The following is a 25788-nucleotide window of genomic DNA, read 5'->3' as shown; positions in this document are numbered from 1 at the left end:
CGCCCCCGGCGAGACCCGCGCCGGCCCCGCGCCGCGCCGGGACCGCCTCGACCGGAGGGACCGCCGCACGAAGGACTTGGAACCGAACGGTGACAATCCGATGTGCTCGCCCATATGAGCGGTGTGATTATCTAACGCGGTGCGTGCGCATACAGCACGCGGGGGTGCAGGTCGCGGCGGTGCCGGGCCGTGCGAGGGGAGAGTCATCGTGAAGGGGCAGCCGATATCGGGGGCGTCGGCGGGAGTCGCGCCGCGGGGCCGCAGCGGTCGGGGCAGGGGGCCGCTGGCCGCCGTCGCCGGAACGCTGTTGCTGCTCGCCACCGCGTGCGGCGGGGGATCCGCCGACGGGGGGAAGGGCGGCGCGCCGGGCGGGAACGGCTCGGGGCGGGCGGGGAACGCCGCCTCGCAGGCCGTCGTCGCCGTCACGCCCAAGGACGGCGCCGACGCGGTCGCCACCAGCGGTGCGCTGAGGGTCACCGCGGAGAAGGGAAGGCTGACCACGGTCACCGTCACCGACTCCAAGGGCCGGCCCGTCGAGGGCGCCCTGTCCGCGGACGCCACGAGCTGGCAGCCGGTCAGGCACCTGGCGGCGGCCACCAGGTACAAGGTGCACGCCGTCGCCGAGGACGCGGCGGGCCGCGAGTCCGCCAAGGACACGACGTTCACGACGCTCGCGCCGAAGAACACCTTCATCGGCCACTACACGCCCGAGGACGGCCAGACGGTCGGCGTCGGCATGCCCGTGTCCATCAACTTCAGCCGCGGCATCACCGACCCGGAGGCCGTCGAGGCCGCCGTCAAGGTGACCGCCGTACCGGCCGTGCGGATCGAGGGCCACTGGTTCGGCAACGACCGGCTCGACTTCCGCCCGGAGAAGTACTGGAAGCCCGGCACCAGGGTGACCGTCGAGCTGAACCTGGACGGGGTCGAGGGCCGCCCCGGCGTCTACGGCAAGCAGGCCAAGAAGTTCTCCTTCACCATCGGCCGCAGCCAGGTCTCCACCGTCGACGCGAGCGCCAAGACGATGACGGTCGTCCGCGACGGCAGGACCCTCAAGACGATCCCGATCACCGCGGGAGCCCCGTCCACCACCACGTACAACGGCCAGATGGTCATCAGCGAGAAGTACAAGGTGACCCGGATGAACGGCTCGTCCGTCGGCTTCGCCGGCGAGTACGACATCAAGGACGTGCCGCACGCGATGCGCCTGTCCACCTCCGGCACCTTCGTCCACGGCAACTACTGGGCGTCGTCGGGGACCTTCGGGACGAAGAACGTCAGCCACGGCTGCGTCGGCCTGCGCGACGTGCGCGGCGCGCACGACGGCTCGATGCCCGCCGCCTGGTTCTACGACAACTCGCTCATCGGCGACGTGGTCGTCGTGAAGAACTCCAAGGACAAGCAGATCCAGCCGGACAACGGCCTCAACGGCTGGAACATGCCGTGGTCGGAGTGGATCGGGTAACCGGGCGCGGACCCTGTCCGCGGGGACCGGCGCTGTGACGAACGGCACCGGTCCCCGCGCCGTTAACGGCGGCTAACCTGCCCCGTATGACAGTGACTCTCGAAGTTTCCGCGGGCGTGGGCACCATCCGCCTGGAGCGCCCCCCGATGAACGCGCTGGACATCGCCACGCAGGACCGGCTGAAGGAGCTCGCCGAGGAGGCCGCGGGCCGCGACGACGTCCGCGCCGTCGTCCTCTACGGCGGCGAGAAGGTGTTCGCCGCCGGTGCGGACATCAAGGAGATGCAGGACATGGACCACACGGCCATGGTGCTGCGCGGCAAGGCCCTCCAGGACTCCTTCACCGCCGTCGCCCGCATCCCGAAGCCCGTCGTCGCCGCGGTCACCGGCTACGCGCTGGGCGGCGGCTGCGAGCTCGCGCTGTGCGCCGACTTCCGCATCGCCGCCGACAACGCGAAGCTGGGCCAGCCCGAGATCCTGCTCGGCCTGATCCCCGGCGCGGGCGGCACCCAGCGGCTCGCCCGCCTCGTCGGCCCCTCCAAGGCCAAGGACCTCATCTTCACCGGCCGCCACGTCAGGGCCGACGAGGCCCTGGCGATGGGCCTGGTCGACCGGGTCGTCCCCGCCGCCGAGGTGTACGAGCAGGCGCACGCCTGGGCGGCGAAGCTCGCGCAGGGCCCGGCGCTCGCCCTGCGCGCCGCCAAGGAGTCGGTGGACGTCGCTCTGGAGACGGACCTCGACACGGGTCTGGCCGTCGAACGCAACTGGTTCGCGGGCCTGTTCGCCACCGAGGACCGGGAGCGCGGCATGCGCAGCTTCGTCGAGGAGGGCCCCGGCAAGGCCAAGTTCCTCTGACCGGAGCCCCTTTGGGCCGTCCGAGCCGGCCGGACGGTGGCCGGGCGCGGGAGCGCCGCCACCGGGAATTCCACCGTCCGGGTGGTTTGGGCCCCCCTCGGGGAACCGTTGGCACGACATGAGTCGGCCATCTCCGTCACCTCGTCGACACGGTCCGTCACCGCAGGTCGGTGCAGGTACAGAGGTTGTCCCCTGCCCCGGTCATATGCCGACGGATGCCCGCGGGGACGGCGGTTTCGCCGGCCCGATTCCCGCGGAACCGCCCCGCGGGCCCCGCCGGACGGCCATGATGGTGGTCATGGCGGGGCTGGATGGTGTGGAGCGACCGTGGCATCACGGTGGTGCCGCCGCGGCGAGACGGGTGCCCTCCGCGGGCGACGAGCAGGACCTCAAAACGCTTGAGCGGTACGGGGATCCGGCCGTGGAGGAGGTGCGGCTGCCGTCCCGCCCCGAGTCCGCCGCGACCGCCCGCCGGCTCGCCCGGTGCGTCGTCCTGCACGCCTGGTCGCTCGGCCCGCGGGTGGCCGACGACGTGGTCCTGCTCGTCTCCGAACTCGTCGGCAACGCCGTGCTGCACACCGGCGCCCGAGAGATCGGCCTGCGCGTGCACCGCCTCCGCGGTGGCCGGATCCGGGTGGAGGTGCGCGATCCGTCGCGGGGCCTGCCCTGCCTCATGCCGGCGCGGAGCACGGACATCGGCGGGCGCGGACTGCTCGTCGTCGACACGCTCGCGGACCGCTGGGGCGTCGACCTCCTGCCGCGCGGCAAGAACACCTGGTTCGAGCTGCGGGTCGCCGACCGCTGACGGCGGCCCGGAGCGCGCGGAAGCCCCCTGCGCGCCGTCGTGGGGCGCGGCGGGGGCTTCCGGACGGAACGCCGCGGACGGGAAGAGGGGTGTGTCCGGCGGCGTCGACGACTCGGCCCGGGTCGGGGGGTCGTACCACCCGACTATGGCAGACGCGGACCCCGCCATCAAACGCCCGAAAGGCCGAATACCTGTACCAAACGGGCATTCCTGCGGTGGTTCAAAGGTGATGTGAGGCACCTGCCTGGAAAACCGCTAACGATCTTCGAGCCGATCAGGTGCTTCCATTCCGCCGGGGCGTCTTCCGCGCACCCTCGGCGCACGGAAGGCGCCTCGCGCACCGGCCCTCACCCCCGCTCCGGGAGCCGGGGCCGCCCCGCCCCTCAGCCCGCCGTGAGCAGCGCCTCCGCGCACACCGGGCGGTAGCCGGCCGCCTGGAACGTCCGTACGCTGCGGGCGTTGCCCGGCGTCTGCTGCGCCCACACGTGGCCCTCCGGCACCAAGTGGCGTGCCGCCAGGGCCAGCCGGACGCCCAGGCCCCGCCCGCGCGCCTCCCCGTCCACCTCGACGGCGGCCTCCCACCGGCCCGCGACGGCGCGGCCCAGGACGACGATCCCGCCGTCCGCCCGCCACACCCGCACGTCGTCGCGGTACCTGCGCGCCCGCACCACCCGCGGGTGCTCCGGGTCCTCGATCTCCCGCAGCGCCACGGGCGGCCCGCCCGGGAGCGCCGGCGCCACGGTCAGCAGATCCACCGTCCTCACGGACCGGCCCGTGCGGCGCATCAGCGACACCAGGAACGGCGGGCTCACCGACGCGGCCAGCGGATCGTCGCCGGCCGCGGCCAGCTCCGCGCGGACCCACTCCGGGTCCTCGTCGAGGAACACCACCGAATGCGCCGTGAAGGCCAGTACGCCCGCGTCGCGCCGGCTCGGCTGCGGGACGATCCGCGTCGCGCCGTCCGGCGGCGGGAACTCGCCGCGTGCCGCCGCCCGGAGAACGCGTGCCACCTCGTCGCCCATGCCCCCATCGTCCTCCATGGCCCACCGCGTACGGCCACCGGCCCTGCCGCTACCCTTGCCGCCGTAGTACAGACATACGAAGGGGTGGAGCGATGGCGGACATCGAGGCCGCGCGCAAGGCTTTCGACCGTTACGACGTGAACGGCGACGGGTTCATCACGGCCGCGGAGTACAAGAGCGTCATGGCGCAGCTCGGCGACTTCCACGTCACCGAGCCGGTGGCCCAGGCGGTCATCAACGCCCAGGACGGCAACGCCGACGGCCTGCTGAGCTGGGACGAGTTCTGGGCGCACCTCAACCGGGCCTGAACCGCCCCGCACACGCCCGGGGGGCGCCACCGGCCGCGGGTCGCGGCGGGACGGCGCCCCCCGGAGCGTGTACGGGATCGACCGGGGCCGCCCGGCGGCGACGGCCCGGGTCCGCGCGGCCGGAGGGCGGCGACGGCGTGTGCCCCCGGCCGCGCCCCGCCCCCGGTGCCCTCAGCACTCGATGATGTTCACCGCCAGCCCGCCCCGGGCGGTCTCCTTGTACTTGACCGACATGTCCGCGCCGGTCTCCTTCATCGTCTTGATGACCTTGTCGAGGGAGACCTTGTGGCTGCCGTCGCCCCGCATCGCCATCCGCGCCGCCGTCACGGCCTTCACGGCGGCCATGCCGTTGCGCTCGATGCACGGGATCTGCACCAGGCCGCCGACCGGGTCGCAGGTCAGGCCCAGGTTGTGCTCCATGCCGATCTCGGCGGCGTTCTCCACCTGCTCGGGGGAGCCGCCCATGACCTCGGCGAGGGCGCCCGCCGCCATCGAGCAGGCCGAGCCGACCTCGCCCTGGCAGCCGACCTCGGCGCCGGAGATGGAGGCGTTCTCCTTGAACAGCATGCCGATCGCGCCCGCCGCGAGGAGGAAGCGGACGACCCCGTCCTCGTCGGCGCCCGGCACGAAGTTCGCGTAGTAGTGGAGTACCGCCGGGATGATGCCGGCCGCGCCGTTCGTCGGGGCGGTGACGACCCGGCCGCCGGCGGCGTTCTCCTCGTTGACCGCCATCGCGTACAGGGTGATCCACTCCATGGCGAGCGCCTGGGGCTCGCCCTCGGAGCGCAGCTTGCGGGCCGTGGTCGCGGCGCGGCGGCGGACCCTCAGGCCGCCCGGCAGGATGCCCTCGCGCGACATGCCGCGGTCGACGCACTCCCGCATGACGCGCCAGATCTCCAGCAGGCCGGCGCGGATCTCCTCCTCCGTGCGCCAGGCCTTCTCGTTCTCCAGCATCAGCGCGGAGATCGACAGGCCGGTCTCGCGGGTGAGGCGCAGCAGCTCGTCGCCCGTGCGGAAGGGGTGCTTCAGGACGGTGTCGTCGAGCTTGATCCGGTCCGCGCCCACCGCGTCCTCGTCGACGACGAACCCGCCGCCGACCGAGTAGTACGTCTTCTCCAGCAGCGTCGCGCCCTCGGCGTCGTACGCCCACAGGGTCATGCCGTTGGCGTGGTACGGGAGCGCCTTGCGGCGGTGCAGGACCAGGTCCCCGTCGAAGTCGAAGCCGATCTCGTGGGTGCCGAGCAGGCTGATCCGGCCGCCGGCCTTGATCTCCTCGACCCGGTCGTCGGCGGTCCCCACGTCGACGGTGCGGGGGGAGTCGCCCTCCAGGCCCAGCAGGACGGCCTTGGGCGTGCCGTGGCCGTGGCCGGTCGCGCCCAGCGAGCCGTACAGCTCGCAGCGCACCCTGGTGGTGGGGGCGAGCAGGCCCTCGTTCTTCAGGCGGTGCACGAACATCCGGGCGGCCCGCATGGGGCCGACCGTGTGGGAGCTGGACGGGCCGATGCCGATCGAGAACAGGTCGAAGACCGAGATGGCCACGGGGGTACTCCTTGGTGGTGGTGGACGACGCCGTCCGCCGTCGTGTGGTGCGGGGGCTGGGGTGCGCGGTGTGCACGGGACGGGGCACCGCACCCACTCTCCAGTGTGCGCGGTGCCCCGCAGTGCAGTCTGTGACGTACCCGACGCCGGCAGGGCGCCGGATGCGCCTACAGGCCGGGGTAGAGCGGGTGCTTGGCGGCCAGGGCCGCCACCCGGGCCTTCAGCGCGTCCGCGTCGTACGACGGCTTCAGCGCCTCGGCGATGACGTCGGCGACCTCGGCGAAGTCCTCGGCCCCGAAGCCGCGCGTGGCCAGCGCCGGGGTGCCGACGCGCAGGCCCGAGGTGACCATCGGGGGCCGCGGGTCGTTCGGGACGGCGTTCCGGTTGACCGTGATGCCGATCTCGTGGAGGCGGTCCTCGGCCTGCTGGCCGTCGAGCTCGCTGTCGCGCAGGTCGACCAGGACCAGGTGCACGTCCGTGCCGCCGGAGAGGACGGAGACGCCCGCCTCGGCGACGTCGGCCCGCACCAGGCGCTCCGCGATGATCCGCGCGCCGTCCAGGGTGCGCTGCTGGCGCTCCTTGAACTCCTCGCTCGCCGCGACCTTGAAGGAGACCGCCTTCGCCGCGATGACGTGCTCCAGCGGGCCGCCCTGCTGACCGGGGAAGACCGCGGAGTTGATCTTCTTGGCGAGCTCGGCGGTCGACAGGATGACGCCGCCGCGCGGGCCGCCCAGCGTCTTGTGCGTGGTCGTGGTGACCACGTGGGCGTGCGGCACCGGGTTCGGGTGGAGCCCGGCCGCGACGAGGCCCGCGAAGTGGGCCATGTCGACCATGAGGTACGCGCCGACCTCGTCGGCGATCCGGCGGAAGGCCGCGAAGTCCAGCTGCCGCGGGTAGGCGGACCAGCCGGCGACGATCAGCTTCGGCTGGGACTCCTTGGCGAGGCGCTCGACCTCGTCCATGTCGACCCGGCCCGTCGCGTCGTCGACGTGGTACGCGACGACGTTGTAGAGCTTGCCGGAGAAGTTGATCTTCATGCCGTGGGTCAGGTGCCCGCCGTGGGCGAGGTTCAGACCCATGATCGTGTCGCCCGGCTTGAGCAGGGCGAACATCGCCGCGGCGTTGGCCTGCGCGCCGGAGTGCGGCTGCACGTTGGCGTGCTCGGCGCCGAACAGCGCCTTGATGCGGTCGATGGCGATCTGCTCGACCACGTCGACGTGCTCGCAGCCGCCGTAGTAGCGGCGGCCGGGATAGCCCTCGGCGTACTTGTTGGTGAGGACGGAGCCCTGGGCCTCCATGACCGCGACCGGAGCGAAGTTCTCCGAGGCGATCATCTCCAGGGTGTTCTGCTGGCGCCGGAGCTCGGCGTCGACGGCTGCGGCGACGTCCGGGTCCAGCTCGTGGAGGGGGGTGTTCAGAAGCGACATCACGCGGTCCCTACGGGTGTGGGTGTCGGGCCGGTCAGCCGGCGAACTCGGTGTACTCGTCGGCCGAGAGCAGGTCCTCCGGCTCCTCGGTGACGCGCACCTTGAACAGCCAGCCGCCCTCGAAGGGGGCGCTGTTCACCAGGGAGGGGTCGTCCACGACCTCCTGGTTCGCCTCGACGACCTCACCGGTGACCGGCGAGTACAGGTCGCTGACGGACTTGGTGGACTCCAGCTCGCCGCAGGTCTCGCCCGCGGTGACCGTGGCACCGACCTCCGGGAGCTGGACGTACACGACGTCGCCGAGGGCGCTCGCCGCGTGCTCCGTGATGCCGATCGTCGCGACGCCGTCCTCGGCGGGCGACAGCCACTCGTGTTCCTTGCTGTAGCGCAGCTGCTGGGGGTTGCTCATGGTCTGGATTCTCCTGTACGGGCGGGAGTGGTGGTGAACGGGGAGGGGTGCGGGGTCAGACCCGGCACCGCGGGAGCGGCAGCCGCGGGGGTGTCACTTCTGCCGCTTGTAGAACGGCAGCGCCACGACCTCGTACGGCTCGTGGGTACCGCGGACGTCGACGCCCACGCCCGGCGTGCCCGGCGCGGCGTGCTCCGCGTCCACGTACGCCATGGCGATCGGCCTGCCCAGCGTCGGCGACGGGGCGCCCGAGGTGACCTCGCCGACCACCCGGCCGCCGGCGACCACGGACATCCCGGCGCGCGGCACGCGGCGGCCCTCGGCGACCAGGCCGACCAGCCTGCGCGGCGGCGCGGTCTCGGCGCGCGCGGCGGCCTCCTCCAGCGCGGCGCGGCCCACGAAGTCACCGGCCTTCTCGAACTTCACGACCCGGCCCAGGCCCGCGTCGAAGGGGGTCAGGTCGGTCGTCAGCTCGTGCCCGTACAGCGGCATGCCCGCCTCCAGGCGCAGCGTGTCGCGGCAGGACAGGCCGCACGGGATCAGCCCGGCGCCCTCGCCGGCCGCGGTCAGCGCCTTCCACAGGGTCTCGGCGTGCTCCGGCGCGGTGAACAGCTCGAAGCCGTCCTCGCCGGTGTAACCGGTGCGGGCGATCAGCGCCGGGACGCCGGCGACCGTGCCGGGCAGGCCCGCGTAGTACTTCAGGCCGTCCAGGTCGGCGTCGGTGACCGACTTCAGGATGCCGGGGGACTCGGGGCCCTGGACGGCGATCAGCGCGTAGGCGTCGCGGTCGTCGCGGACCTCGGCGTCGAAGCCGGCCGCGCGCTCGGTCAGCGCGTCCAGCACCACCTGGGCGTTGGAGGCGTTGGCGACGACCATGTACTCCTGCTCGGCGAGCCGGTAGACGATCAGGTCGTCGAGGATGCCGCCGTCCTCGCGGCAGATCATCGTGTAGCGGGCGCGGCCCACGCCGACGCCGCCGATGTTGCCGACCAGCGCGTGGTCGAGGAGGTCCGCCGCCTGCGCGCCGGTCACGGTGATCTCACCCATGTGGGAGAGGTCGAACAGGCCGGCCCGGGTGCGGACGGCGGTGTGCTCGTCCCGCTCGCTGCCGTACCGCAGCGGCATGTCCCAGCCGGCGAAGTCGGTCATGGTCGCGCCCAGCGCACGATGCAGCGCATCGAGGGCCGTGCGGCGGGGGAAGTGCTCATGAGGGGGCTCCCAGGTCCGGGGCATGGATGGCGAGGACGGTCCTCCCCATCTGTCATCGGAACCTGAGAGGTTCGCCGTGACCCCTGCCGGGGAGCGGCTTGCACCTTGGGTGGAGCGGCGCCCCGGCGGTGCGGGGAGCGGCTCGCTTTTCAGATCTGCCTCATCCGTGCGGTGCGGGGCCTGAGAGATTCAAGGGAGGAACTTGCTCCTTCGGCGCCCGGGCCGACGACGGCCCGGGACTCTCCCGCACGGATTCGAGCGGCCTGTATGCGGTTGTCGGCGCGCACATCATCGCATGAGGGTCCGGATAGGCAAACCCTCGGCTTGTCGGCAAATCGCTTGCGCCCCATTACCGTTTCTTTACACTCCTTGGGCAGGCTGGGGGGGGGAGCCGAGCTCGGGAGGGGCCATCATGTCGCAGCGGTCCGGCGCGTACGCCACGACCGCGGGAGTGCCGCCGGCGCTGCCCGCCCGCACGACCGCCGCCCCCGTCCTCCGCGACCTCCGCGACCGCGGCGGGCGCGTCCCGCGCGAGCTGGCCTTCGCCGAGGCCGACGTGGTCGTCGTCTCGGGACTACCCGGAAGCGGCAAGTCCACACTCATCCGGCGGATCGCCCCCGACCGCGCCGTCGACTCCCAGGACACCCGCGAACGCTGGGAGGGCCGCGTGCCGCGCCTCCTGCCGTACGCCGCCTACCGCCCCCTCGTCCGCGCCGCCCACTACGCCGGCCTGTGGACCCGGCTGCGCGCCGGCCTCGGCGTCGTCGTCCACGACTGCGGCACGCAGTCCTGGGTGCGCCGCTGGCTCGCCCGCGAGGCCCGCCGCCGGGGCGGCACCCTGCACCTGGTGCTCCTCGACGTCGACCCCGGCACCGCCCGCGAGGGCCAGCGGCAGCGGGGGAGGGGCGTCTCCGCGTACGCCTTCGCCCGGCACCGCAGGGCCGTGGGCCGGCTCGTCCGCGACGCCGAGCAGGGGGTCCTGCCCGGCGGCTGCGGCTCCGCGGTCCTCCTCGACCGCCCGGCGGCCGCGGCCCTGGCCCGCATCCGCTTCCGCTGATCCGCCGGGGGCGGCCCGGCCCCCGCCCGCTAGGGTGCTGCGGCAGGTACCGGAAGACCGGGGAAGGACGCAGGGACACCGTGGACACCGCACCCGCCGCAGTCGACGCCGCATGGCCGTCCAACGAGCTGGAGGAGGTCCTCTCCGCCTCCCTCGGCCAGGGCGCCGCCGGTGCCCGCATCGTCGAGGTCCTCGGCCGCAGCCGGGTCTGGGTGCCCCTGCCCGAGGGCGGCTCCCCCGACGGCGCCGGTCCCGGAGCTCCCGGCCTCGACCTGCCCACGCTGGAGCTGGACGGCCTGCCGTACGTGCCGGTGTTCACCTCCGAGGGCCAGTTCCGCGCCTGCGCCGGCGGCCACATGGCGTACGCCGTCGCCCCCGCCGTCGAGTTCGCCCGCGGGCTGCCGCCGCAGCTCGGTCTCGCCCTCAACCCGGGCGGCACCGTCGGCGCGCCCCTCCCGCCGCCCGCCGTCGCCGAGCTGTGCCGCGCCGGCCGGAGCCCGCTGGAGGGGGCCGCCTCCGGTGCGCGCGTCCGGCTGTTCGAACCCGACTGGCAGGACGACCCCGTCGACTTCCTCTCCGCCGCGAGGGCCGAGTTCGAGGCGACCGGGGCGGTGCTCACCGCCCGGCGCGCCCTCGCCAGCGTCGAGGGGGACCCGCCCGCCCTCTTCGTCGGCGTCCAGCTCCTCTCCCCGGAGGGTTCCGACCGCGCCGCCCCCCTGGACGCCCTCGGCCGCGCCCTGGGCGCCGCTCCCGTGCCGTGGCCGGTCAACCTGGTCCTCCTCGACGTCGCCGACGACCCCGTCGGCGACTGGATGCTCCAAAAGGTGCGCCCCTTCTACCGCCGCGAACCCCTCCCCTGACCGGGCGTCCCCTTAAGCTGGAGCGGAAGTCTGCGAACGAGGGGCGGGATCGGGTGAGCGCGTCAGGCACGGCGGCGGGCGGCGGGGCCTCCCCGGCCGAGCGGAGCCGGGACCTCCGGAAAAGGTCGAGCACATGCTGCGGCAGGTCGCACCCGGGCGCTACGACGCGTACGAGGCGCTGCTCCACGCCCTCGCCGAGGGCCGGGTGTGGATGCTGCTCTGGCACGGCCGGGCCGGCTCCCCCGACGCCCAGTACGGGAAGATGGAGGTCGACGGCCTCGGCTACGCCCCGTGCGTCACCTCCGCCCAGGAACTGGCCCTCTCCGGCTGGAACCGCGCCCACGAGGTGGTCGCCGTCCGCGACGTGGCCCGCGCCCTCTACCCCGACCGGTGGGGTCTCTGGCTCAACCCGCACGCCCCCGGCGGCGGTGTCGGCGTCCCCTGGGCCGATCTGCGGCGGATCGCCACCGGGCTGGACCGCATGCCCGCCGGCCCGCTCCGGCTCTCCGAGCCCGCCGTCGAGCTGCCGCAGTTCTACGCCCTGCTCACCCAGAACGCCCACCGCACCCCCGCCGTGCGCTCCCTGCGCCGGGTCTGGGTGCAGCCGTCCCTCGGCACGCCGTACCTCGCCATCGGCCTCGACCTCTACGGGACGGACCACGCGTCCGTCGAAGCGGTCCGCGCGATGATGCGGCAGTCCGTCGCGGCCGTCCCGGACGGGCTGCCCGTGTCGACGGTCGCCATGTCCGACGGGCACGACCCGGTCGCGATGTGGCTGCGCGCCCACGCCCGCCCCTTCTACGACCGCGAGGCCCACCTCGCCCCGCCCCAGCGCGGAACCGCCTCCTACGGCTACCCCCAGCAGGGCTGACCCCCCGTCCGGAGGGTGCCTCGAAGCCCCCCCGGGGCGGGGGGCTTGTCCGAGATGGGGGCGGTTTGGCGACTGTCCGGGTCTCGACTAGATATCGCCGCTATCCGGACTGTTCTCCGAGATGCCACCCGTAGGTAGTGTTCGGCCGGTCAAGACCTCGCCCATTAGGCCGAACCAGGGGTGGCCCATGCGAATATCCAAGTCCCGTGCGGTCCGGGTGGTCACCGCGGCGCTCGCCGTCGGAATGATCGCGACGGGCTGCGCCAGCGAACGAGGCAAGGACAGCGGCAAGGGCGGCGGCAAGGACACGTTCGTGTTCGCCGGCGCCGGTGACCCGAGCTCCCTCGACCCTGCCCTCGCCAGCGACGGCGAAACGTTTCGCGTCACGCGCCAGGCATTCGAGGCGCTGTTGGAGCACGAGCCCGGCGGCAGCAAGCTCGTCGGCGGCCTGGCCGAAAAGTGGTCCAGCGACCCGTCCGGCAAGGTGTGGACGTTCAACCTCCGCAAGGGGGTGAAGTTCCACGACGGCGAGGCCTTCAACGCGGACGCGGTCTGCGCCAACTACGACCACTGGTTCAACTGGACGGGCACCTACCAGTCCAGCGCGGTCTCCTACTACTGGCAGACCATCATGGGCGGCTTCGCGAAGAACGAGGACAAGGAGACCCCCAAGGCCAACTACAAGTCCTGCACCGCGAAGGACCCGAACACGGCCGTCATCGAGGTTCACGAGCCCTCCGCCAACCTGCCGGGCGGCTTCTCCCTCCAGGCGCTGGCGATCCACTCGCCGAAGGCGATCAAGGAGTACGAGAAGCAGGCCGCCGGCGGTTCCGGCGACGCCATCACGTACCCCAAGTACAGCCAGGAGCCCGGCACCGTCGTCGGCACCGGCCCGTACCGGATCACCGGCTGGAACAAGGGCAACAAGGAAGTCACCCTCGAACGATTCGACGGCTACTGGGGTGAGAAGGCCAAGGTGAAGAACCTGGTCTTCCGCACGATCGACACGGAGGAGGGCCGTCGCCAGGCCCTCCAGGCCGGCGACATCGACGGCTACGACCTGGTGTCGCCCGCGGACGTGAAGACCCTGAAGGCCGAGGGCTTCGAGGTCCCGACCCGCGACGTCTTCAACCTCTTCTACGTGGGCTTCTCCCAGGAGAAGAACCCGGCGCTGAAGAAGCCCCAGGTCCGCCAGGCCATCGCGCACGCCGTCGACCGCGAGAACATCGTCAAGACGCAGCTGCCCGAGGGCGGCAAGGTCGCGACGCAGTTCATGCCCGACACGGTCGCCGGCTGGTCGGACGAGGTGAAGACGTACCCGCACGACACGAACAAGGCCAAGCAACTGCTGGCCGCGGCGGGCGAGCCCAAGCTGAAGGTCGAGTTCTGCTACCCGACCGAGGTCACCCGGCCCTACATGCCGGCCCCGCAGGACATCTTCGAGCAGATGAAGTCCGACCTGGAGAAGGCCGGCATCACCGTCACCCCGAAGCCGATGAAGTGGGCCCCGGACTACCTGGACGCCACCGAGGCCGGCGCCTGCGCCCTGCACATGCTGGGCTGGACCGGTGACTTCAACGACGGCTACAACTTCATCGGCACCTGGTTCTCCGAGTACGACAAGCAGTGGGGCTTCAAGGACCCCGCCGTCTTCGGCGCCGTGACCGGTGCCTCGAAGATGACCGACCCGGTCAAGCGCGTCGAGGCGTACAAGGCCGCCAACGAGAAGATCATGGAGTACCTGCCCGGTCTCCCGGTCTCCTCGTCGCCGCCCGCCATCGCGTTCGGCAAGAACGTCAACCCGCCGAAGGTCTCCCCGCTGACGCAGGAGAACTTCGCCGAGGTCTCCTTCAAGGAATCCCCCAAGTAATCGCCGTCCCATGCGGGGTCCGCCCGGTCACACCAGAAGGGTGGCCGGGCGGACCCGCATCTCACGCACACGCAAGAAAGGGGCACGCGGGGTGCTGCGACTCGTCGTACGAAGACTGCTACAGCTGATACCCACCCTGCTCGGCCTGTCGGTTCTGCTCTTCCTGTGGCTGAACCGGCTGCCCGGCGGACCCGCCTCAGCGATCCTGGGCGAGCGGGCCACGCCGGCCGATGTGGCGCGCATCAACCGGGCCCTCGGCCTCGACCAGCCGGTCTGGGTCCAGTACTGGCGCTTCCTGGAGCGCATCGCCCACCTGGACCTGGGCACCTCGACCCGGACCCGCCAGCCGGTGTGGGACGAGTTCGTCCTGCGGTTCCCGGCCACCGTGGAGCTCAGCCTCACCGCGATGCTCATCGCGGTCGTGGTCGGCATCCCCCTCGGCTACCTCGCGGCCCGGCGCCGCGGCGGCTGGCTCGACGTGGCCTCGGTCTCCGGCTCGCTCTTCGGGATCTGCGTACCGGTGTTCTTCCTCGGCATGATCCTCAAGGGGATCCTCGCCGTGCAGCTCGGCCTGTTCCCCAGCTTCGGGCGGATGACCACGGGCATCGAGGCGACCGAGGTCACCGGCTTCGCCGTCCTCGACGGCCTGCTCACCGGCGAGCTCGACGCCTCGGCCGACGCCCTGTGGCACCTGGTCCTGCCGGCGCTGACGCTCGCCTCCATCCCGCTCGCCGTCATCGTCCGGATGACCCGCGCCAGCGTCCTGGAGGTCCTCGGCGAGGACTACGTCCGCACCGCCGAGTCCAAGGGCCTGGAGAAGGGCGTCGTCCGCGTCCGGCACGTGCTGCGCAACGCGCTGCTGCCCGTCGTCACGGCCATCGGCCTGCTGACCGGCTCCCTGCTGTCCGGCGCGGTCCTCACCGAGTCGGTCTTCTCCTTCAACGGCATCGGCAACTTCATCCGCCTCGCCATCGACGCCCGCGACTACCCGGTGCTCGTCGGCTTCATCATGTTCATCACGATGGTGTACGTCGTCATCAACCTGCTGGTGGACCTCGCGTACAGCCTCATCGACCCGAGAGTGCGGGTGAACTGACGTGTCCACCAAGACCGACAAGATCGACCGCCTCGCGGAACTCACCCAGAGCACGGACAGCACCTCGGGCGGCAGCCTGTGGCGCGAGGCGTTCCGCCGCCTCAAGGGCAGCAAGATGGCGCTCATCGGCGTCGGCGTCATCGGCGCCTTCGTCGTCGTCGCCGTCGTCGGCCCCTGGCTCGCCCCGTACTCCCCGACCGCGCAGACCTGGCGCGGCGAGGTCTTCCCCAACCAGGGCCGGTTCGTCGGCATGCGCGACGGCAACCTGTTCGGCCTCGACCACCTCGGCCGCGACATGTTCTCGCGGCTCCTCGTCGGCGCCCGGCAGACCCTCCTCGTCGGTGTCGTCTCCATGCTGATCGGCCTGCTCGTCGGCGCGCTGATCGGCATGCTGTCCGGGGCCGCCGCCACCCTCGGCGGCAAGCCGGGACAGCGCGTCGACACCTTCGTCATGCGCGTCATCGACATCATGCTGTCGCTGCCCTCGCTGCTGCTGGCCGTCTCCATCGCGGCCGTCATGGGCCAGTCCCTGACGACCGTGATGATCGCCGTCGGCGTCGTCCAGATCCCGGTCTTCGCGCGCCTGCTGCGCGGTTCGATGCTGGCGCAGGGCGGCTCCGACTACGTGCTCGCCGCCAAGGCGCTGGGCGTGCGGCGCAAGCGGATCGTGCTGACCCAGATCCTGCCGAACTCGGTCAGCCCCGTGATCGTCCAGGCGACCCTGAGCCTCGCCACCGCGATCATCGAGGCCGCCGCCCTGTCCTACCTGGGCCTGGGCAACCCCGACCCGGCCGTGCCCGAGTGGGGCGTCATGCTCGCCCAGGCGCAGCGGTTCTTCGACAACGCGCCGATGATGGCCGTCTACCCGGCGGTCGGCATCATCATCACCGCCCTCGGCTTCACCCTGCTCGGCGAGGCCATGCGCGAAGCCCTCGACCCGAAGCTGCGAGGCTGAACTGCCATGCCACTGCTCACTGTTGACGAACTCACCGTCACCTTCGGCGGACGCGGCCGCACCCCTCCACCGCGGTCGACGGGGTCTCCTTCACCGTCGACCAGGGCCAGGTCGTCGGCCTGGTCGGCGAGTCCGGCTGCGGCAAGTCCGTGACCTCCCTCGCCCTGATGGGCCTGCTCCCGGGCAAGGGCGTCACGATCGGCGGGCGGGCCGTCTTCGACGGCGAGGACCTGCTGCGGCTGAGCCCGAAGCGGCTCCGCGACATGCGCGGCAGCAAGCTCGCGATGATCTTCCAGGACCCGCTGTCCTCGCTGAACCCGGTCATCCCGATCGGCCTCCAGGTCACCGAGATCCTCCAGCGGCACCGGGGCCTGAAGGGCGAGGCGGCGCGGAAGGAGGCCGCGCACCTGCTCGACCGCGTCGGCATCCCCGACCCGCCCCGCCGCCTCAGGGAGTACCCGCACCAGCTCTCCGGCGGCATGCGCCAGCGCGCCCTCATCGCCATGGCGGTGGCCTGCGCCCCGCGCCTGCTGATCGCCGACGAGCCCACGACGGCGCTGGACGTGACGATCCAGGCGCAGATCCTGGAGCTGCTGAAGGAACTGGTGGACCAGGAGGGCACCGCCCTGCTGATGATCACCCACGACCTCGGCGTGGTGGCGGGCCTCTGCGACCAGGTGAACGTGCTGTACGCGGGGAAGGCGGTGGAGACGGCCGGCCGCAGGGAGCTGTTCGCCCACCCCACCCACCCGTACGCGCACGGCCTCCTCGGCTCCATCCCGCGCCTGGACGCCCCGCGCGGTGAGCCGCTCAACCCGATCCGCGGCTCCATCAACGACAAGATCGCCTGGGCGGACGGCTGCGCGTTCGCGCCGCGCTGCGACTTCTACACCCTGGAGTGCCTCACCGGCACGCCCCAGCTGACCCAGCCGCGCACCGAGGGCCACCACGTGCGCTGCGTCAACCCCGTGCTGCCCGACGCACCGGCCGAGGAGGTACCGGCATGAGCCTGCTCGAACTGAACGGTGTGAAGGTCCACTTCCCCGTCAGGAGGGGTCTCCTCTTCGACCGCACCGTCGGCCACGTCTACGCCGTCGACGGCGTCTCGCTGAAGGTCGAGGCCGGCCAGACGTACGGCCTGGTCGGCGAGTCGGGTTGCGGCAAGACGACGCTGGGCCGGGCCGTGCTGCGGCTGGTCGACGTCACGGACGGCGAGGTCGTCTTCGACGGCACCGACCTGGCGAAGCTGTCCGAGGAGGAGATGCGGAGGTTCCGGCGCCGCCTGCAGATGGTCTTCCAGGACCCGCTGGGCAGCCTGAACCCGCGCCAGAACATCGAGTCGATCCTCTCCGAGGGCATGATCGCGCACTCCATCGGCGCGAACCAGGAGGAGCGCCGCGAGAGGATCAAGGCGATCCTGCAGCGGGTCGGCCTCCCGGCGAACGCCCTGTCGCGGTACCCGCACGAGTTCTCCGGGGGCCAGCGCCAGCGCATCGGCATCGCCAGGGCGCTCGTGCTGGAGCCCGACGTCATCATCTGCGACGAGCCCGTGTCGGCCCTGGACGTGTCGATCCAGGCGCAGGTCGTCAACCTGCTGGAGGAGCTCCAGGAGCAGCTGGGCCTCACCTACCTGGTGATCGCCCACGACCTGGCCGTCGTCCGGCACATCTCGGACGTCATCGGCGTCATGTACCTGGGCTCCCTGGTGGAGGAGGCGCCGAGCGACGCGCTGTACGCGGCGCCGAAGCACCCGTACACCAGGGCCCTGATGTCGGCCGTCCCGGTGCCGGACCCGGAGGTGGAGGACCGCCGCGAGCGCATCCTCCTCCACGGCGACCTCCCCTCCCCGGCCAACCCGCCGACCGGCTGCCGCTTCCACACCCGCTGCCCCTGGGCGCAGCCCCGATGCGGCGAGGAGCGGCCGGTGCTGACGGACCTGGGCGGCGGGCACAGGGTGGCGTGCCACTTCGCGGCCGAGATCGAGTCCGGCGAGCTGCCCCTGACCCGGCCCACGGGCGTGGAGGCGGTGGTCGGCACGGCCGCGTCCCCGGCGCGACCCGGGCCGGAGGCCGCCGGGAGCGCGTAGCGGGCACCGGCCGGGGCCCGCCCGACGGGGCGGCCCCGGCCGGGCCGCGGGCGGACCTCTCCGCCGCGGGCCGGGCGGGGCCGCCCCGGCCGTCCTACCGCACCGGGCGCCGCGCGCGGTACAACGGTGCGGTGCTCCCGGACCTGTTCACGCCCTCCGTCCTCCACTCCCTCGAACTGGCGGGGATCTTCGTCTTCGCCATCTCCGGCGCCCTCCTCGCCGTGCGCAGGAACTTCGACGTGGTCGGCATGGCCGTCCTCGCCGAGGTCACCGCACTGGGCGGGGGGCTCTTCCGCGACCTGGTCATCGGAGCGGTGCCCCCCGCCGCCTTCACCGACCTCGGCTACTTCCTCATGCCGCTGGTCGCCACGGCGCTGGTCTTCTTCCTGCACCCCGTCGTCGAGCGCACCCAGACGGCGGTGAACGCCTTCGACGCCGCCGGGCTGGGGCTGTTCTGCGTGACCGGCACGACCAAGGCGTACGAGTACGGGCTCGGCCTGACGCAGTCGGCCGTCCTCGGGGTGGCGACCGCCGTCGGCGGCGGCCTCCTGCGGGACGTCCTGGCGAACGAGGCCCCCTCCCTGCTGCGCTGGGACCGGGACCTGTACGCCGTCCCGGCCATCGCCGGCTCGGCCCTGGTCGTGCTGTTCATCCGCTTCGAGGTGCTCACCCCCCTCACCAGCACCGTCGCCGCGCTCGCCGCGTTCGCCCTGCGCCTGCTCGCGCTGCGCTACCGCTGGCGGGCGCCGCGCGCCTGGAACCGGCGCTCTTCGGCGACCGAGGGGCCCGACCGCAAAGCTACCGCTCAGTAATGCGTTGTTGTACCGTTCCGGCCATGGACAGCACCCAGTTCGACCGCGACACCGCGGTGACCCGGCGCACGCCGGGTGTCTACGCCGCGGACCTCTCCGCCGACTGGACGATATTCGGCGTCGTCAACGGCGGCTACCTGCTCGCCCTGCTGGGCCGGGCCCTCGGCGACGCCCTGCCGCACCCGCACCCCTTCTCGGTGTCGGCCCACTACCTGGCGCCCTCGCTCCCCGGCCCCGCCGTGATCCGCACCGAGACCGTCCGCACCGGGCGCACGCTCTCGACCGGCCAGGCCTCCCTCTTCCAGTACGCGCAGGACGGCACCGAGACCGAACGCATCCGCCTCCTCGCCACCTACGGCGACCTCGACGCCCTCCCCGACGACGTGCGCACCAGCGCCAAGCCGCCCGCGATCCCGCCCTACGAGCACTGCTTCGGCCCGGCGGACGCGCCGACCCCGCTGCCCGGCGCCGCCGAGATCACCCGGCTCCTCGACCTCAGGCTCGACCCGGCGACCGTCGGCTGGGCGGTCGGCGCCCCCTCCGGCAAGGGGGAGATCCGCGGCTGGTTCGGCCTCGCGGACGGCCGCGACCCCGACCCGCTGTCCCTGCTCCTGACCGTCGACGCGCTCCCCCGACCGCCTTCGACCTGGGGCTCGCGGGCTGGACGCCGACCGTCGAGCTCACCGCGCACATCCGCTGCCGGCCCGCGCCCGGACCGCTGCGGGTCTCCATCACCACCCGCAACCTCGCCGGCGGCTTCCTGGAGGAGGACGCCGAGGTGTGGGACGGCGCCGACCGCCTGGTCGCCCAGTCCCGCCAGCTCGCCCGCGCCCCGCGGGGGGCCTGACCCCGCGCGCCGGTCCCCGGGGGCGCCCCGGGCGCACCGTCGGCCGGCGGGCGCTCCCCGCCGGGTACGCCCCGCCGGGCGCGCCCGGCGAGGACTCGTAGAATCGGGGAACCATGGCCTACCTCGACCACGCCGCGACCACACCGATGCTCCCGGAGGCGATCGAGGCGATGACCGCCCAGCTCACCGCCACGGGCAACGCCTCGTCCCTGCACGCCTCCGGCCGCCGAGCCCGCCGCACCGTCGAGGAGGCCCGCGAGGCGCTCGCCGAGGCCCTCGGAGGGCGCCCCAGCGAGATCGTCCTCACCTCCGGCGGCACCGAGGCGGACAACCTCGCCGTCAAGGGGCTCTACTGGTCCCGCCGGGACGCCGACCCGCGCCGCGTCCGCGTGCTCACCAGCCCCGTGGAGCACCACGCCGTGCTCGACGCCGTCCACTGGCTCGGCGAGCACGAGGGCGCCGCCGTCGAGTACCTGCCCGTCGACGGGTACGGGCGCGTCCACCCCGACACGCTGCGCGAAGCCCTCGCCCGCGACCCCGGCAGCGTCGCCCTCGCCACCGTCATGTGGGCCAACAACGAGATCGGCACGGTCATGCCGGTCGCCGAACTGGCCGCCGTGGCGAGCGAGTTCGACGTTCCGCTGCACTCCGACGCCGTCCAGGCCGTCGGCCAGGTGCCGGTCGGCTTCACCGGATCCGGGCTCGCCGCCATGACCGTCTCCGGCCACAAGATCGGCGGCCCGTACGGCACCGGCGCGCTGCTCCTCGGCCGCGCCCACAGCCCCGTGCCCGTCCTCCACGGCGGCGGCCAGGAACGCCACGTCCGCTCCGGCACCCTCGACGTACCCGCCGTCGCCGCCTTCGCCGTCGCCGCACGGGTCGCCACCGAACGGCGCGAACGGTTCGCCCGCGAGGTCGGCGCCCTGCGCGACGAACTCGTCGCCGCCGTCCGCGCGGCCGTCCCCGACGCGGTCCTCGGCGGCGACCCCGAGGACCGCCTCCCCGCCAACGCCCACTTCAGCTTCCCCGGCTGCGAGGGCGACTCGCTGCTGCTCCTCCTCGACGCGCAGGGCATCGAGTGCTCCACCGGATCGGCCTGCACCGCCGGCGTCGCCCAGCCCAGCCACGTCGTCCTGGCCACCGGCTCCGACCCGGACCTGGCCCGCGGCACGCTCCGCTTCACCCTCGGGCACACCTCCACCCGCGCCGACGTCGAGGCCGTCGCCCGGGCCATCGGCCCCGCCGTGGAGCGCGCCCGCACGGCCGGACTCAGCTAGCGGGCCCGGCGGGCGCGGGCGTGTCCGCGGGCCGCGCCGCCCGGCCGTCCCCGGCGGGCGCGGCGCGGGCCGGTGGCCGTCCGCTCACGCCCTTCGCGTCGTGCGGGACGCGGAGGCGGGGGAGGGGACCGGGCGGGGGGCCGCCGCGGCCCGCCGCACCAGCTCCATGTACCGGTCCCAGTCCCAGTGCGGGCCCGGATCGGTGTGGTCCGTCCCCTCCACCTCGACGTGGCCGATGACGTGCTCCCGGTCCACGGGTATGCCGTACCGGGCGCATATGTCCGCCGTCAGCCGCGCCGACGCCGCGTACATCGCCGGCGTGAAGTCCTGCGGGCGGTCCACGAAGCCCTCGTGCTCGATGCCGATGCTCCGCTCGTTCATCTCGCGGTTCCCCGCGTGGAACGCCACGTCCAGCTCGCGGATCATCTGCGCGATCCGCCCGTCCCTGCCCACCACGTAGTGCGTCGCCGCGCCGTGGCCCGGGTTCTTGAACACCCGCAGCGCCGTCGCGTAGCTGCCCTGCACCACGTGGATCACCACCCGGTCGATGCCGAAGTCGCCCGGCCGGTCCGCCCGGCGCCAGTTCGCCCGCGCCGCCGCCGTCCACACCGCGCCCGCGTGGTCCAGCTCGCCCTCCACACGCCGCCTCTCCGTGCCGGGCAGCCGCCACCACAGGCGCCGCAGCCCGTCCCACCCCAGTGCGACCGCGCCCGCCGCCGCGGCGCCGCCGCCGACCAGCACGGCGCGCCGCCCCACCCGCCGGTTCTCTCCCCGACCCGTCTCTCCACCCATGCCACGGAGAACGCTCACTCCCGCGACGGCGGTTCCCGCGGCCCCGTACCCTGGTGGGGTTATGACTGAGACCTCCCCGCGCCCCCTCCGCGTCCTCGCCGCCATGTCCGGCGGCGTGGACTCCGCCGTCGCCGCCGCCCGCGCCGCCGAGGCGGGCCACGACGTGACCGGGGTGCACCTGGCGCTCTCCGCCAACCCTCAGTCCTTCCGCACCGGTGCCCGCGGCTGCTGCACGATCGAGGACTCCCGCGACGCCCGCCGCGCCGCCGACGTGATCGGCATCCCCTTCTACGTCTGGGACCTGGCGGAGCGCTTCCGCGAGGACGTCGTGGAGGACTTCGTCGCCGAGTACGAGGCCGGCCGCACGCCCAACCCGTGCCTGCGCTGCAACGAGAAGATCAAGTTCGCCGCACTCCTCGACAAGGCCCTCGCCCTCGGCTTCGACGCGGTCTGCACCGGCCACTACGCCAAGGTCGTCACCCTCCCCGACGGCACCCGCGAGCTGCACCGCGCCTCCGACGAGGCCAAGGACCAGTCGTACGTCCTCGGCGTCCTCGACGCGCGCCAGCTCGCCCACGCCCTGTTCCCGCTGGGCGACACGGTCACCACCAAGGACGAGATCCGCGCCGAGGCCGAGCGGCGCGGCCTGGCCGTCGCGAGGAAGCCCGACAGCCACGACATCTGCTTCATCGCCGACGGCGACACCCAGGGCTTCCTCGCCGCCCGGCTCGGCAGGTCCGAGGGCGACATCGTGGACGAGGCCGGCAACCGGCTCGGCGGCCACGACGGCGCGTACGGCTTCACCGTCGGCCAGCGCAAGGGCCTGCGCATCGGCCACCCGGCACCCGACGGCAGGCCCCGGTACGTCCTGGACATCTCGCCGGTGGACAACAGGGTCACCGTCGGCCCCGCCGAGGCGCTGGACGTCACCGCGCTCACCGCGATCAGGCCCCGCTGGTGCGGCCGCGCCCCCCGAGGGCCCCGGCGCGTACACGGCCCAGCTGCGCGCGCACGGCGGCGAGACGGAGGTGACGGCGGAACCCGTCGACGGCGAACTGCGCGTCGCCTTCGCCGAGCCGGTCCGCGGCGTCGCCCCGGGCCAGGCGATCGTCCTGTACGACGGCACCCGCGTCGTCGGCTCGGCCACCATCGCCACCACCACCCGCCGCACGGCGACCGCCTCGGCCGGCGCCTGACCCTCGCCCGGCGGGCGTGCGGAGCGACCGCGTGGGCCCGGGCCGGTCAGGGCGGCGTGGCGGTTGCAGCGCCTCAGCCGGGACTTCCCGTACGTCCACTCCGAGTGCGGCCTCGTCCGCACCGCACCGAACGGTTTCGCATCGGACCTCGCCGGACCCCAGCGCCTCCTCGTGGGCGCCCCGGCGGACGCCGCGAGCACGAACCTGACGGTGGAGGACGGCTCGGTGGACCACCCGGCCGTCGGGGTCCGGAACATCGCGGGCGGCAAGCGGCAGGCCCCGGGCGGCACCGCCCGGGGCAGCGCTGGGCTCCCGACGGGCCCGTACCCGCCCGGTCCGAGACTCGAGTCGCCGTACTTCGACGGACAGCCCGGCCTCCTGCCGGTCGACCCGAACGCGACCGAGGCGCAGGACGCGGCCGACCGGATCGCCCGCGCCGTCCGGGCCGCGCGGGAGGTGACGCCCGGTACGCCAGGACGCTGAACGGACTCAAGGCGGCCGGGGGCCCCGACGTCACGTCCGCGGTGACGAAGGACGTCATCGCCGCCGCCGTGCGCGCCGCCGCCTCCCACCCGGAGAACCAGTCCCCCCGCGGCCGGCACGCCGTCCCGGACGACGCGGACCGGTCCGGCCGCCGGCCCGACGGTGACGCGGTGTCCCGGGGTGGGCACAGCCGGACAACGGACCGGGCCCCGCCCGGTTCCCGCAGCGCGCCGCCCGTACGGTCTTCCCATGGACATCTGCGTCTTCCTCTCCGCCGCCGACCTCGACGACCGCTACACCGTCCCCGCGCGCGAGTTCGCCCGGCTCCTCGCGCAGGGCGGCCACACGCTCGTGTGGGGCGGCTCGGACACCGGCCTGATGAAGGTCGTCGCCGACGCCGTGCAGCAGGCGGGCGGACGGCTCGCCGGGGTGTCCGTGGAGTTCCTCGCCCACAAGGCGCGTCCCGGCTGCGACGAGATGGTCGTCGCCGTGGACCTCGCGGAGCGGAAGGCGCGGCTGCTGGCCCGCTCCGACGCGGTCGTCGTCATGGTCGGCGGCACCGGCACCCTGGACGAGGCCACCGAGATCCTGGAGCTGAAGAAGCACGGCCTGCACGCCAAGCCGGTCGTCCTGCTCAACTCGGCCGGGTTCTACGACGGCCTCGAGCAGCAGCTCCGCCGCATGGAGGAGGAGGGCTTCCTGCCGCTGCCCCTCAGCGACCTGGTGTTCTTCGCCGAGGACGGCGCCTGTGCGCTCGCCTACCTGGAACAGGCCGCCGGGGTCCGGTAACCGCGCGGGTGCGAGCATGGCACCCATGACCACACACCTGATCACCGGCGCCGGCTCCGGCATCGGCGCGGCCGTGACCCGTCGCCTCCACGCGCGCGGGGACGACCTGATCCTGCTGGCCCGGGACGCCGGCCGGGCCAGGGAGCTGGCCGACCTGTACCCGGGCGCCCGCACCCTCGTCGGGGACCTGGCCAACCCGGACCGGCTGTCCTGGGCGTTCTCCCACCAGGAGCTGCCCGACCGGCTCGACACCCTCCTGCACGTCGCGGGCGTGGTCGACCTCGGCCCGGTCGGCGAGCTGACCACCAGGGCGTGGCGCACCCAGCTCGACGTGAACCTGGTCGCCCCCGCCGAGCTGACCCGGCTGCTCCTGCCGCAGCTGCGGGTCGCCCAGGGGCACGTCGTGTTCGTCAACTCCGGCGCGGGGCTCCGCGCGAACCCCGAGTGGGCCGCGTACGCCGCGTCCAAGCACGGCCTGAAGGCGCTCGCCGACGCCCTGCGCGCGGAGGAGCACGCCCACGGGGTCCGCGTCACCTCCGTGTACCCGGGCCGCACGGCCAGCCCCATGCAGGCCAAGGTCCACCGGCAGGAGGGCAGGGAGTACGACACGTCCCGCCTGATGGACCCCGAGTCGGTCGCGGCGACCGTCCTCGCGGCCGTCGACCTGCCGCGCGACGCGGAGATCCAGGACCTGACCGTCCGGCCGAGGGCCTGATCTCTTCCGCGTACCCTTCCCGGGTGAGCGAGAACAACCACAGCGACGACATCGGCTGGGGCCCGGCCACAGGAGTCGGGTCGATGCCGGGCGGCGACGCGCGCGAGGCCGCCAGGACCGTGGCCGGGTCCTTCGAGGACTTCGTCCACCTGCCCGAACTGCCCGCCCGCGGGCCCGGCGCCGACATGATCGGCCGGACGCTGGGACTCCTGGTCGAGGTCTACGCCCACGTGGAGCCCAGCGGGTGGCGGGTCAGCGACCGGCCCGGCCGCGACACGCGCCGGGCACACTCCTGGATGGGGGAGGACCTCGACGCGCTGGAGGAGTTCACCCAGGGGTACACGGGACCCCTGAAGGTCCAGGCGGTCGGACCGTGGACGCTCGCCGCCGCGCTGGAGCTGCGGGGCGGCGAGGCGGCCCTCGGCGACCCCGGGGCCTGCCGCGACCTCGCCGCGTCGCTCGCCGAGGGGCTCCGCGGCCACCTCGCCGAGGTGCGCCGCCGGGTGCCCGGCGCCCGGGTCGTGCTCCAGCTCGACGAGCCGTCCCTCACCGCCGTCCTGCACGGCCGCGTCAGGACCGCCAGCGGCTACCGCACCCACCGGGCCGTCGACCGGCAGGTCGCCGAGAGCGCCCTGCGCGACGTGATCGGCGTCCACGGCGGGCCCTCCGTCGTGCACTCCTGCGCCCCCGGCGCGCCGTTCGCGCTGCTGCGCCGTGCGGGTGCCTCGGCCGTCTCGTTCGATTTCGGGCTCCTCACCGAGCGTGACGAGGAGGCGATCGGCGAGGCCGTCGAGGGCGGCACGAAACTCTTCGCGGGCGTCGTGCCCTCCAGCGACGCCGCGTTGTCGGACCCTGCCGGTAGCGTCATGGGGGTCAGGACGCTGTGGCGCAGGCTGGGGCTGAATCCGGGGACCCTCGCGGAGTCCCTGGTGATCACTCCGGCGTGCGGGCTGGCGGGCGCTTCGCCCGGCTACGCCCGCCGCGCGCTGGCGCACTGTGTCAAGGCGGCGAAGTCCCTCGCGGACGACCCTGAGTGACGGAAGG

Annotated in this window: 23 protein-coding genes, 3 pseudogenes and 1 riboswitch; of the genes and pseudogenes, 20 read left to right on the top strand and 6 right to left on the bottom strand. The window is 73.4% G+C overall.

Features of this window, described 5'->3' with window-relative positions; translation table 11 throughout:
* The first annotated feature begins 208 nt into the window (after nucleotides 1-208).
* From LUW75_RS05550 to LUW75_RS05540, 3 genes are all read left to right on the top strand, one after another.
* Entirely contained in the window at nucleotides 209-1465 is a 1257-nt protein-coding gene (locus tag LUW75_RS05550) for a L,D-transpeptidase (protein ID WP_250334620.1), read from the top strand.
* 86 nt (nucleotides 1466-1551) lie between these two features.
* The gene (locus LUW75_RS05545; RefSeq protein ID WP_250334619.1) at nucleotides 1552-2319 is read left to right on the top strand and encodes an enoyl-CoA hydratase/isomerase family protein; all 768 of its coding nucleotides are present in this window, start codon (nucleotides 1552-1554) and stop codon (nucleotides 2317-2319) included.
* Nucleotides 2320-2617: 298 nt separating this feature from the next.
* Complete coding sequence (locus LUW75_RS05540) at nucleotides 2618-3124, top strand: ATP-binding protein (RefSeq protein WP_250334618.1); 507 nt, start codon at nucleotides 2618-2620, stop codon at nucleotides 3122-3124.
* Nucleotides 3125-3507: 383 nt separating this feature from the next.
* Here the strand turns inward: LUW75_RS05540 and LUW75_RS05535 are convergent, their stop codons facing one another.
* Nucleotides 3508-4146 carry a GNAT family N-acetyltransferase gene (locus LUW75_RS05535; protein WP_250337558.1) on the bottom strand — a complete coding sequence of 213 codons (639 nt, stop codon included), beginning with the start codon at nucleotides 4144-4146 and terminating at the stop codon, nucleotides 3508-3510.
* A gap of 92 nt (nucleotides 4147-4238) precedes the next feature.
* Here LUW75_RS05535 and LUW75_RS05530 point away from each other — a divergent pair, with 92 nt between their 5' ends.
* A complete protein-coding gene (locus tag LUW75_RS05530) occupies nucleotides 4239-4454 on the top strand; it encodes an EF-hand domain-containing protein (protein ID WP_168438314.1) in 216 nt (71 codons plus the stop codon).
* Nucleotides 4455-4625: 171 nt separating this feature from the next.
* Here LUW75_RS05530 and LUW75_RS05525 read toward each other — a convergent pair whose 3' ends face one another.
* From LUW75_RS05525 to gcvT, 4 genes are all read right to left on the bottom strand, one after another.
* Nucleotides 4626-5993, bottom strand: a complete 1368-nt coding sequence (locus tag LUW75_RS05525) for an L-serine ammonia-lyase (RefSeq protein ID WP_250334617.1) — start codon at nucleotides 5991-5993, stop codon at nucleotides 4626-4628.
* A gap of 167 nt (nucleotides 5994-6160) precedes the next feature.
* Nucleotides 6161-7420: a serine hydroxymethyltransferase gene (glyA, locus tag LUW75_RS05520; protein ID WP_250334616.1), complete on the bottom strand. Its 1260-nt coding sequence runs from the start codon at nucleotides 7418-7420 to the stop codon at nucleotides 6161-6163.
* 34 nt (nucleotides 7421-7454) lie between these two features.
* The gene (gcvH, locus tag LUW75_RS05515; protein ID WP_250334615.1) at nucleotides 7455-7829 is read right to left on the bottom strand and encodes a glycine cleavage system protein GcvH; all 375 of its coding nucleotides are present in this window, start codon (nucleotides 7827-7829) and stop codon (nucleotides 7455-7457) included.
* Nucleotides 7830-7922: 93 nt separating this feature from the next.
* The gene (gene gcvT, locus LUW75_RS05510; RefSeq protein ID WP_250334614.1) at nucleotides 7923-9062 is read right to left on the bottom strand and encodes a glycine cleavage system aminomethyltransferase GcvT; all 1140 of its coding nucleotides are present in this window, start codon (nucleotides 9060-9062) and stop codon (nucleotides 7923-7925) included.
* A 135-nt stretch (nucleotides 9063-9197) separates the two neighbouring features.
* Nucleotides 9198-9295: riboswitch (glycine riboswitch) on the bottom strand.
* A gap of 155 nt (nucleotides 9296-9450) precedes the next feature.
* Between gcvT and LUW75_RS05505 the strand changes: the two genes are divergently transcribed.
* The 11 genes and pseudogenes from LUW75_RS05505 (at nucleotide 9451) to LUW75_RS05455 (ending at nucleotide 20769) form a co-directional block, all read left to right on the top strand.
* Nucleotides 9451-10095 (top strand): AAA family ATPase, encoded by a 645-nt coding sequence (locus tag LUW75_RS05505; RefSeq protein WP_250334613.1) that lies wholly within the window; start codon nucleotides 9451-9453, stop codon nucleotides 10093-10095.
* An 80-nt stretch (nucleotides 10096-10175) separates the two neighbouring features.
* On the top strand, nucleotides 10176-10955 hold the full coding sequence (locus LUW75_RS05500; RefSeq protein ID WP_250334612.1) for an enhanced serine sensitivity protein SseB: 780 nt from the start codon (nucleotides 10176-10178) through the stop codon (nucleotides 10953-10955).
* Between the two features lie 133 nt (nucleotides 10956-11088).
* Nucleotides 11089-11826 (top strand): enhanced serine sensitivity protein SseB C-terminal domain-containing protein, encoded by a 738-nt coding sequence (locus LUW75_RS05495; protein WP_250334611.1) that lies wholly within the window; start codon nucleotides 11089-11091, stop codon nucleotides 11824-11826.
* Nucleotides 11827-12013: 187 nt separating this feature from the next.
* Nucleotides 12014-13696, top strand: a complete 1683-nt coding sequence (locus LUW75_RS05490) for an ABC transporter substrate-binding protein (protein ID WP_250334610.1) — start codon at nucleotides 12014-12016, stop codon at nucleotides 13694-13696.
* Nucleotides 13697-13787: 91 nt separating this feature from the next.
* The gene (locus tag LUW75_RS05485; protein WP_250334609.1) at nucleotides 13788-14792 is read left to right on the top strand and encodes an ABC transporter permease; all 1005 of its coding nucleotides are present in this window, start codon (nucleotides 13788-13790) and stop codon (nucleotides 14790-14792) included.
* Between the two features lies 1 nt (nucleotide 14793).
* Nucleotides 14794-15747: an ABC transporter permease gene (locus LUW75_RS05480; RefSeq protein WP_250334608.1), complete on the top strand. Its 954-nt coding sequence runs from the start codon at nucleotides 14794-14796 to the stop codon at nucleotides 15745-15747.
* 6 nt (nucleotides 15748-15753) lie between these two features.
* A pseudogene (locus LUW75_RS05475) lies at nucleotides 15754-16754 on the top strand (ABC transporter ATP-binding protein).
* Nucleotides 16751-17833 carry an ABC transporter ATP-binding protein gene (locus LUW75_RS05470; RefSeq protein WP_250334607.1) on the top strand — a complete coding sequence of 361 codons (1083 nt, stop codon included), beginning with the start codon at nucleotides 16751-16753 and terminating at the stop codon, nucleotides 17831-17833. Before LUW75_RS05475 ends, LUW75_RS05470 begins: the two are co-directional and overlap by 4 nt.
* Before the next feature lie 131 nt (nucleotides 17834-17964).
* The gene (locus LUW75_RS05465; protein WP_250334606.1) at nucleotides 17965-18645 is read left to right on the top strand and encodes a trimeric intracellular cation channel family protein; all 681 of its coding nucleotides are present in this window, start codon (nucleotides 17965-17967) and stop codon (nucleotides 18643-18645) included.
* A pseudogene (locus LUW75_RS05460) lies at nucleotides 18645-19492 on the top strand (thioesterase family protein). The gene LUW75_RS05465 and the pseudogene LUW75_RS05460 overlap by 1 nt, the downstream one beginning before the upstream one ends.
* Nucleotides 19493-19605: 113 nt before the next feature.
* A complete protein-coding gene (locus LUW75_RS05455; protein ID WP_250334605.1) occupies nucleotides 19606-20769 on the top strand; it encodes a cysteine desulfurase family protein in 1164 nt (387 codons plus the stop codon).
* Between the two features lie 84 nt (nucleotides 20770-20853).
* Here LUW75_RS05455 and LUW75_RS05450 read toward each other — a convergent pair whose 3' ends face one another.
* A complete protein-coding gene (locus tag LUW75_RS05450; protein ID WP_250334604.1) occupies nucleotides 20854-21561 on the bottom strand; it encodes an N-acetylmuramoyl-L-alanine amidase in 708 nt (235 codons plus the stop codon).
* A gap of 61 nt (nucleotides 21562-21622) precedes the next feature.
* Between LUW75_RS05450 and mnmA the strand changes: the two are divergent.
* The 5 genes and pseudogenes from mnmA (at nucleotide 21623) to LUW75_RS05425 (ending at nucleotide 25781) form a co-directional block, all read left to right on the top strand.
* Nucleotides 21623-22757 (top strand): annotated as a pseudogene (gene mnmA / locus LUW75_RS05445) (tRNA 2-thiouridine(34) synthase MnmA).
* A gap of 63 nt (nucleotides 22758-22820) precedes the next feature.
* Nucleotides 22821-23240 (top strand): hypothetical protein, encoded by a 420-nt coding sequence (locus tag LUW75_RS05440; RefSeq protein WP_250334603.1) that lies wholly within the window; start codon nucleotides 22821-22823, stop codon nucleotides 23238-23240.
* Between the two features lie 249 nt (nucleotides 23241-23489).
* Complete coding sequence (locus LUW75_RS05435; protein ID WP_250334602.1) at nucleotides 23490-24029, top strand: LOG family protein; 540 nt, start codon at nucleotides 23490-23492, stop codon at nucleotides 24027-24029.
* Nucleotides 24030-24054: 25 nt separating this feature from the next.
* Nucleotides 24055-24744: an SDR family oxidoreductase gene (locus LUW75_RS05430; protein WP_250334601.1), complete on the top strand. Its 690-nt coding sequence runs from the start codon at nucleotides 24055-24057 to the stop codon at nucleotides 24742-24744.
* A gap of 23 nt (nucleotides 24745-24767) precedes the next feature.
* Nucleotides 24768-25781, top strand: a complete 1014-nt coding sequence (locus tag LUW75_RS05425) for a methionine synthase (protein WP_284453803.1) — start codon at nucleotides 24768-24770, stop codon at nucleotides 25779-25781.
* Nucleotides 25782-25788 lie beyond the last annotated feature (7 nt).

This window comes from Streptomyces sp. MRC013 (genome assembly GCF_023614235.1).
Taxonomy (GTDB): domain Bacteria; phylum Actinomycetota; class Actinomycetes; order Streptomycetales; family Streptomycetaceae; genus Streptomyces.
Note: the sequence above shows the minus strand (reverse complement) of the source record. Positions and strands in the feature narration are given on the sequence as shown.

What these genes read in the sequence shown, in the direction of transcription:
- glyA (WP_250334616.1), bottom strand. Translation starts at nt 7,420, where the DNA reads ATGTCGCTTCTGAACACCCCCCTCCACGAGCTGGACCCGGACGTCGCC.
- LUW75_RS05495 (WP_250334611.1), top strand. Translation starts at nt 11,089, where the DNA reads ATGCTGCGGCAGGTCGCACCCGGGCGCTACGACGCGTACGAGGCGCTG.
- gcvT (WP_250334614.1), bottom strand. Translation starts at nt 9,062, where the DNA reads ATGCCCCGGACCTGGGAGCCCCCTCATGAGCACTTCCCCCGCCGCACG.
- LUW75_RS05430 (WP_250334601.1), top strand. Translation starts at nt 24,055, where the DNA reads ATGACCACACACCTGATCACCGGCGCCGGCTCCGGCATCGGCGCGGCC.
- LUW75_RS05545 (WP_250334619.1), top strand. Translation starts at nt 1,552, where the DNA reads ATGACAGTGACTCTCGAAGTTTCCGCGGGCGTGGGCACCATCCGCCTG.
- LUW75_RS05490 (WP_250334610.1), top strand. Translation starts at nt 12,014, where the DNA reads ATGCGAATATCCAAGTCCCGTGCGGTCCGGGTGGTCACCGCGGCGCTC.
- LUW75_RS05540 (WP_250334618.1), top strand. Translation starts at nt 2,618, where the DNA reads ATGGCGGGGCTGGATGGTGTGGAGCGACCGTGGCATCACGGTGGTGCC.
- LUW75_RS05455 (WP_250334605.1), top strand. Translation starts at nt 19,606, where the DNA reads ATGGCCTACCTCGACCACGCCGCGACCACACCGATGCTCCCGGAGGCG.
- LUW75_RS05535 (WP_250337558.1), bottom strand. Translation starts at nt 4,146, where the DNA reads ATGGGCGACGAGGTGGCACGCGTTCTCCGGGCGGCGGCACGCGGCGAG.
- LUW75_RS05435 (WP_250334602.1), top strand. Translation starts at nt 23,490, where the DNA reads ATGGACATCTGCGTCTTCCTCTCCGCCGCCGACCTCGACGACCGCTAC.
- gcvH (WP_250334615.1), bottom strand. Translation starts at nt 7,829, where the DNA reads ATGAGCAACCCCCAGCAGCTGCGCTACAGCAAGGAACACGAGTGGCTG.
- LUW75_RS05530 (WP_168438314.1), top strand. Translation starts at nt 4,239, where the DNA reads ATGGCGGACATCGAGGCCGCGCGCAAGGCTTTCGACCGTTACGACGTG.
- LUW75_RS05450 (WP_250334604.1), bottom strand. Translation starts at nt 21,561, where the DNA reads ATGGGTGGAGAGACGGGTCGGGGAGAGAACCGGCGGGTGGGGCGGCGC.
- LUW75_RS05505 (WP_250334613.1), top strand. Translation starts at nt 9,451, where the DNA reads ATGTCGCAGCGGTCCGGCGCGTACGCCACGACCGCGGGAGTGCCGCCG.
- LUW75_RS05470 (WP_250334607.1), top strand. Translation starts at nt 16,751, where the DNA reads ATGAGCCTGCTCGAACTGAACGGTGTGAAGGTCCACTTCCCCGTCAGG.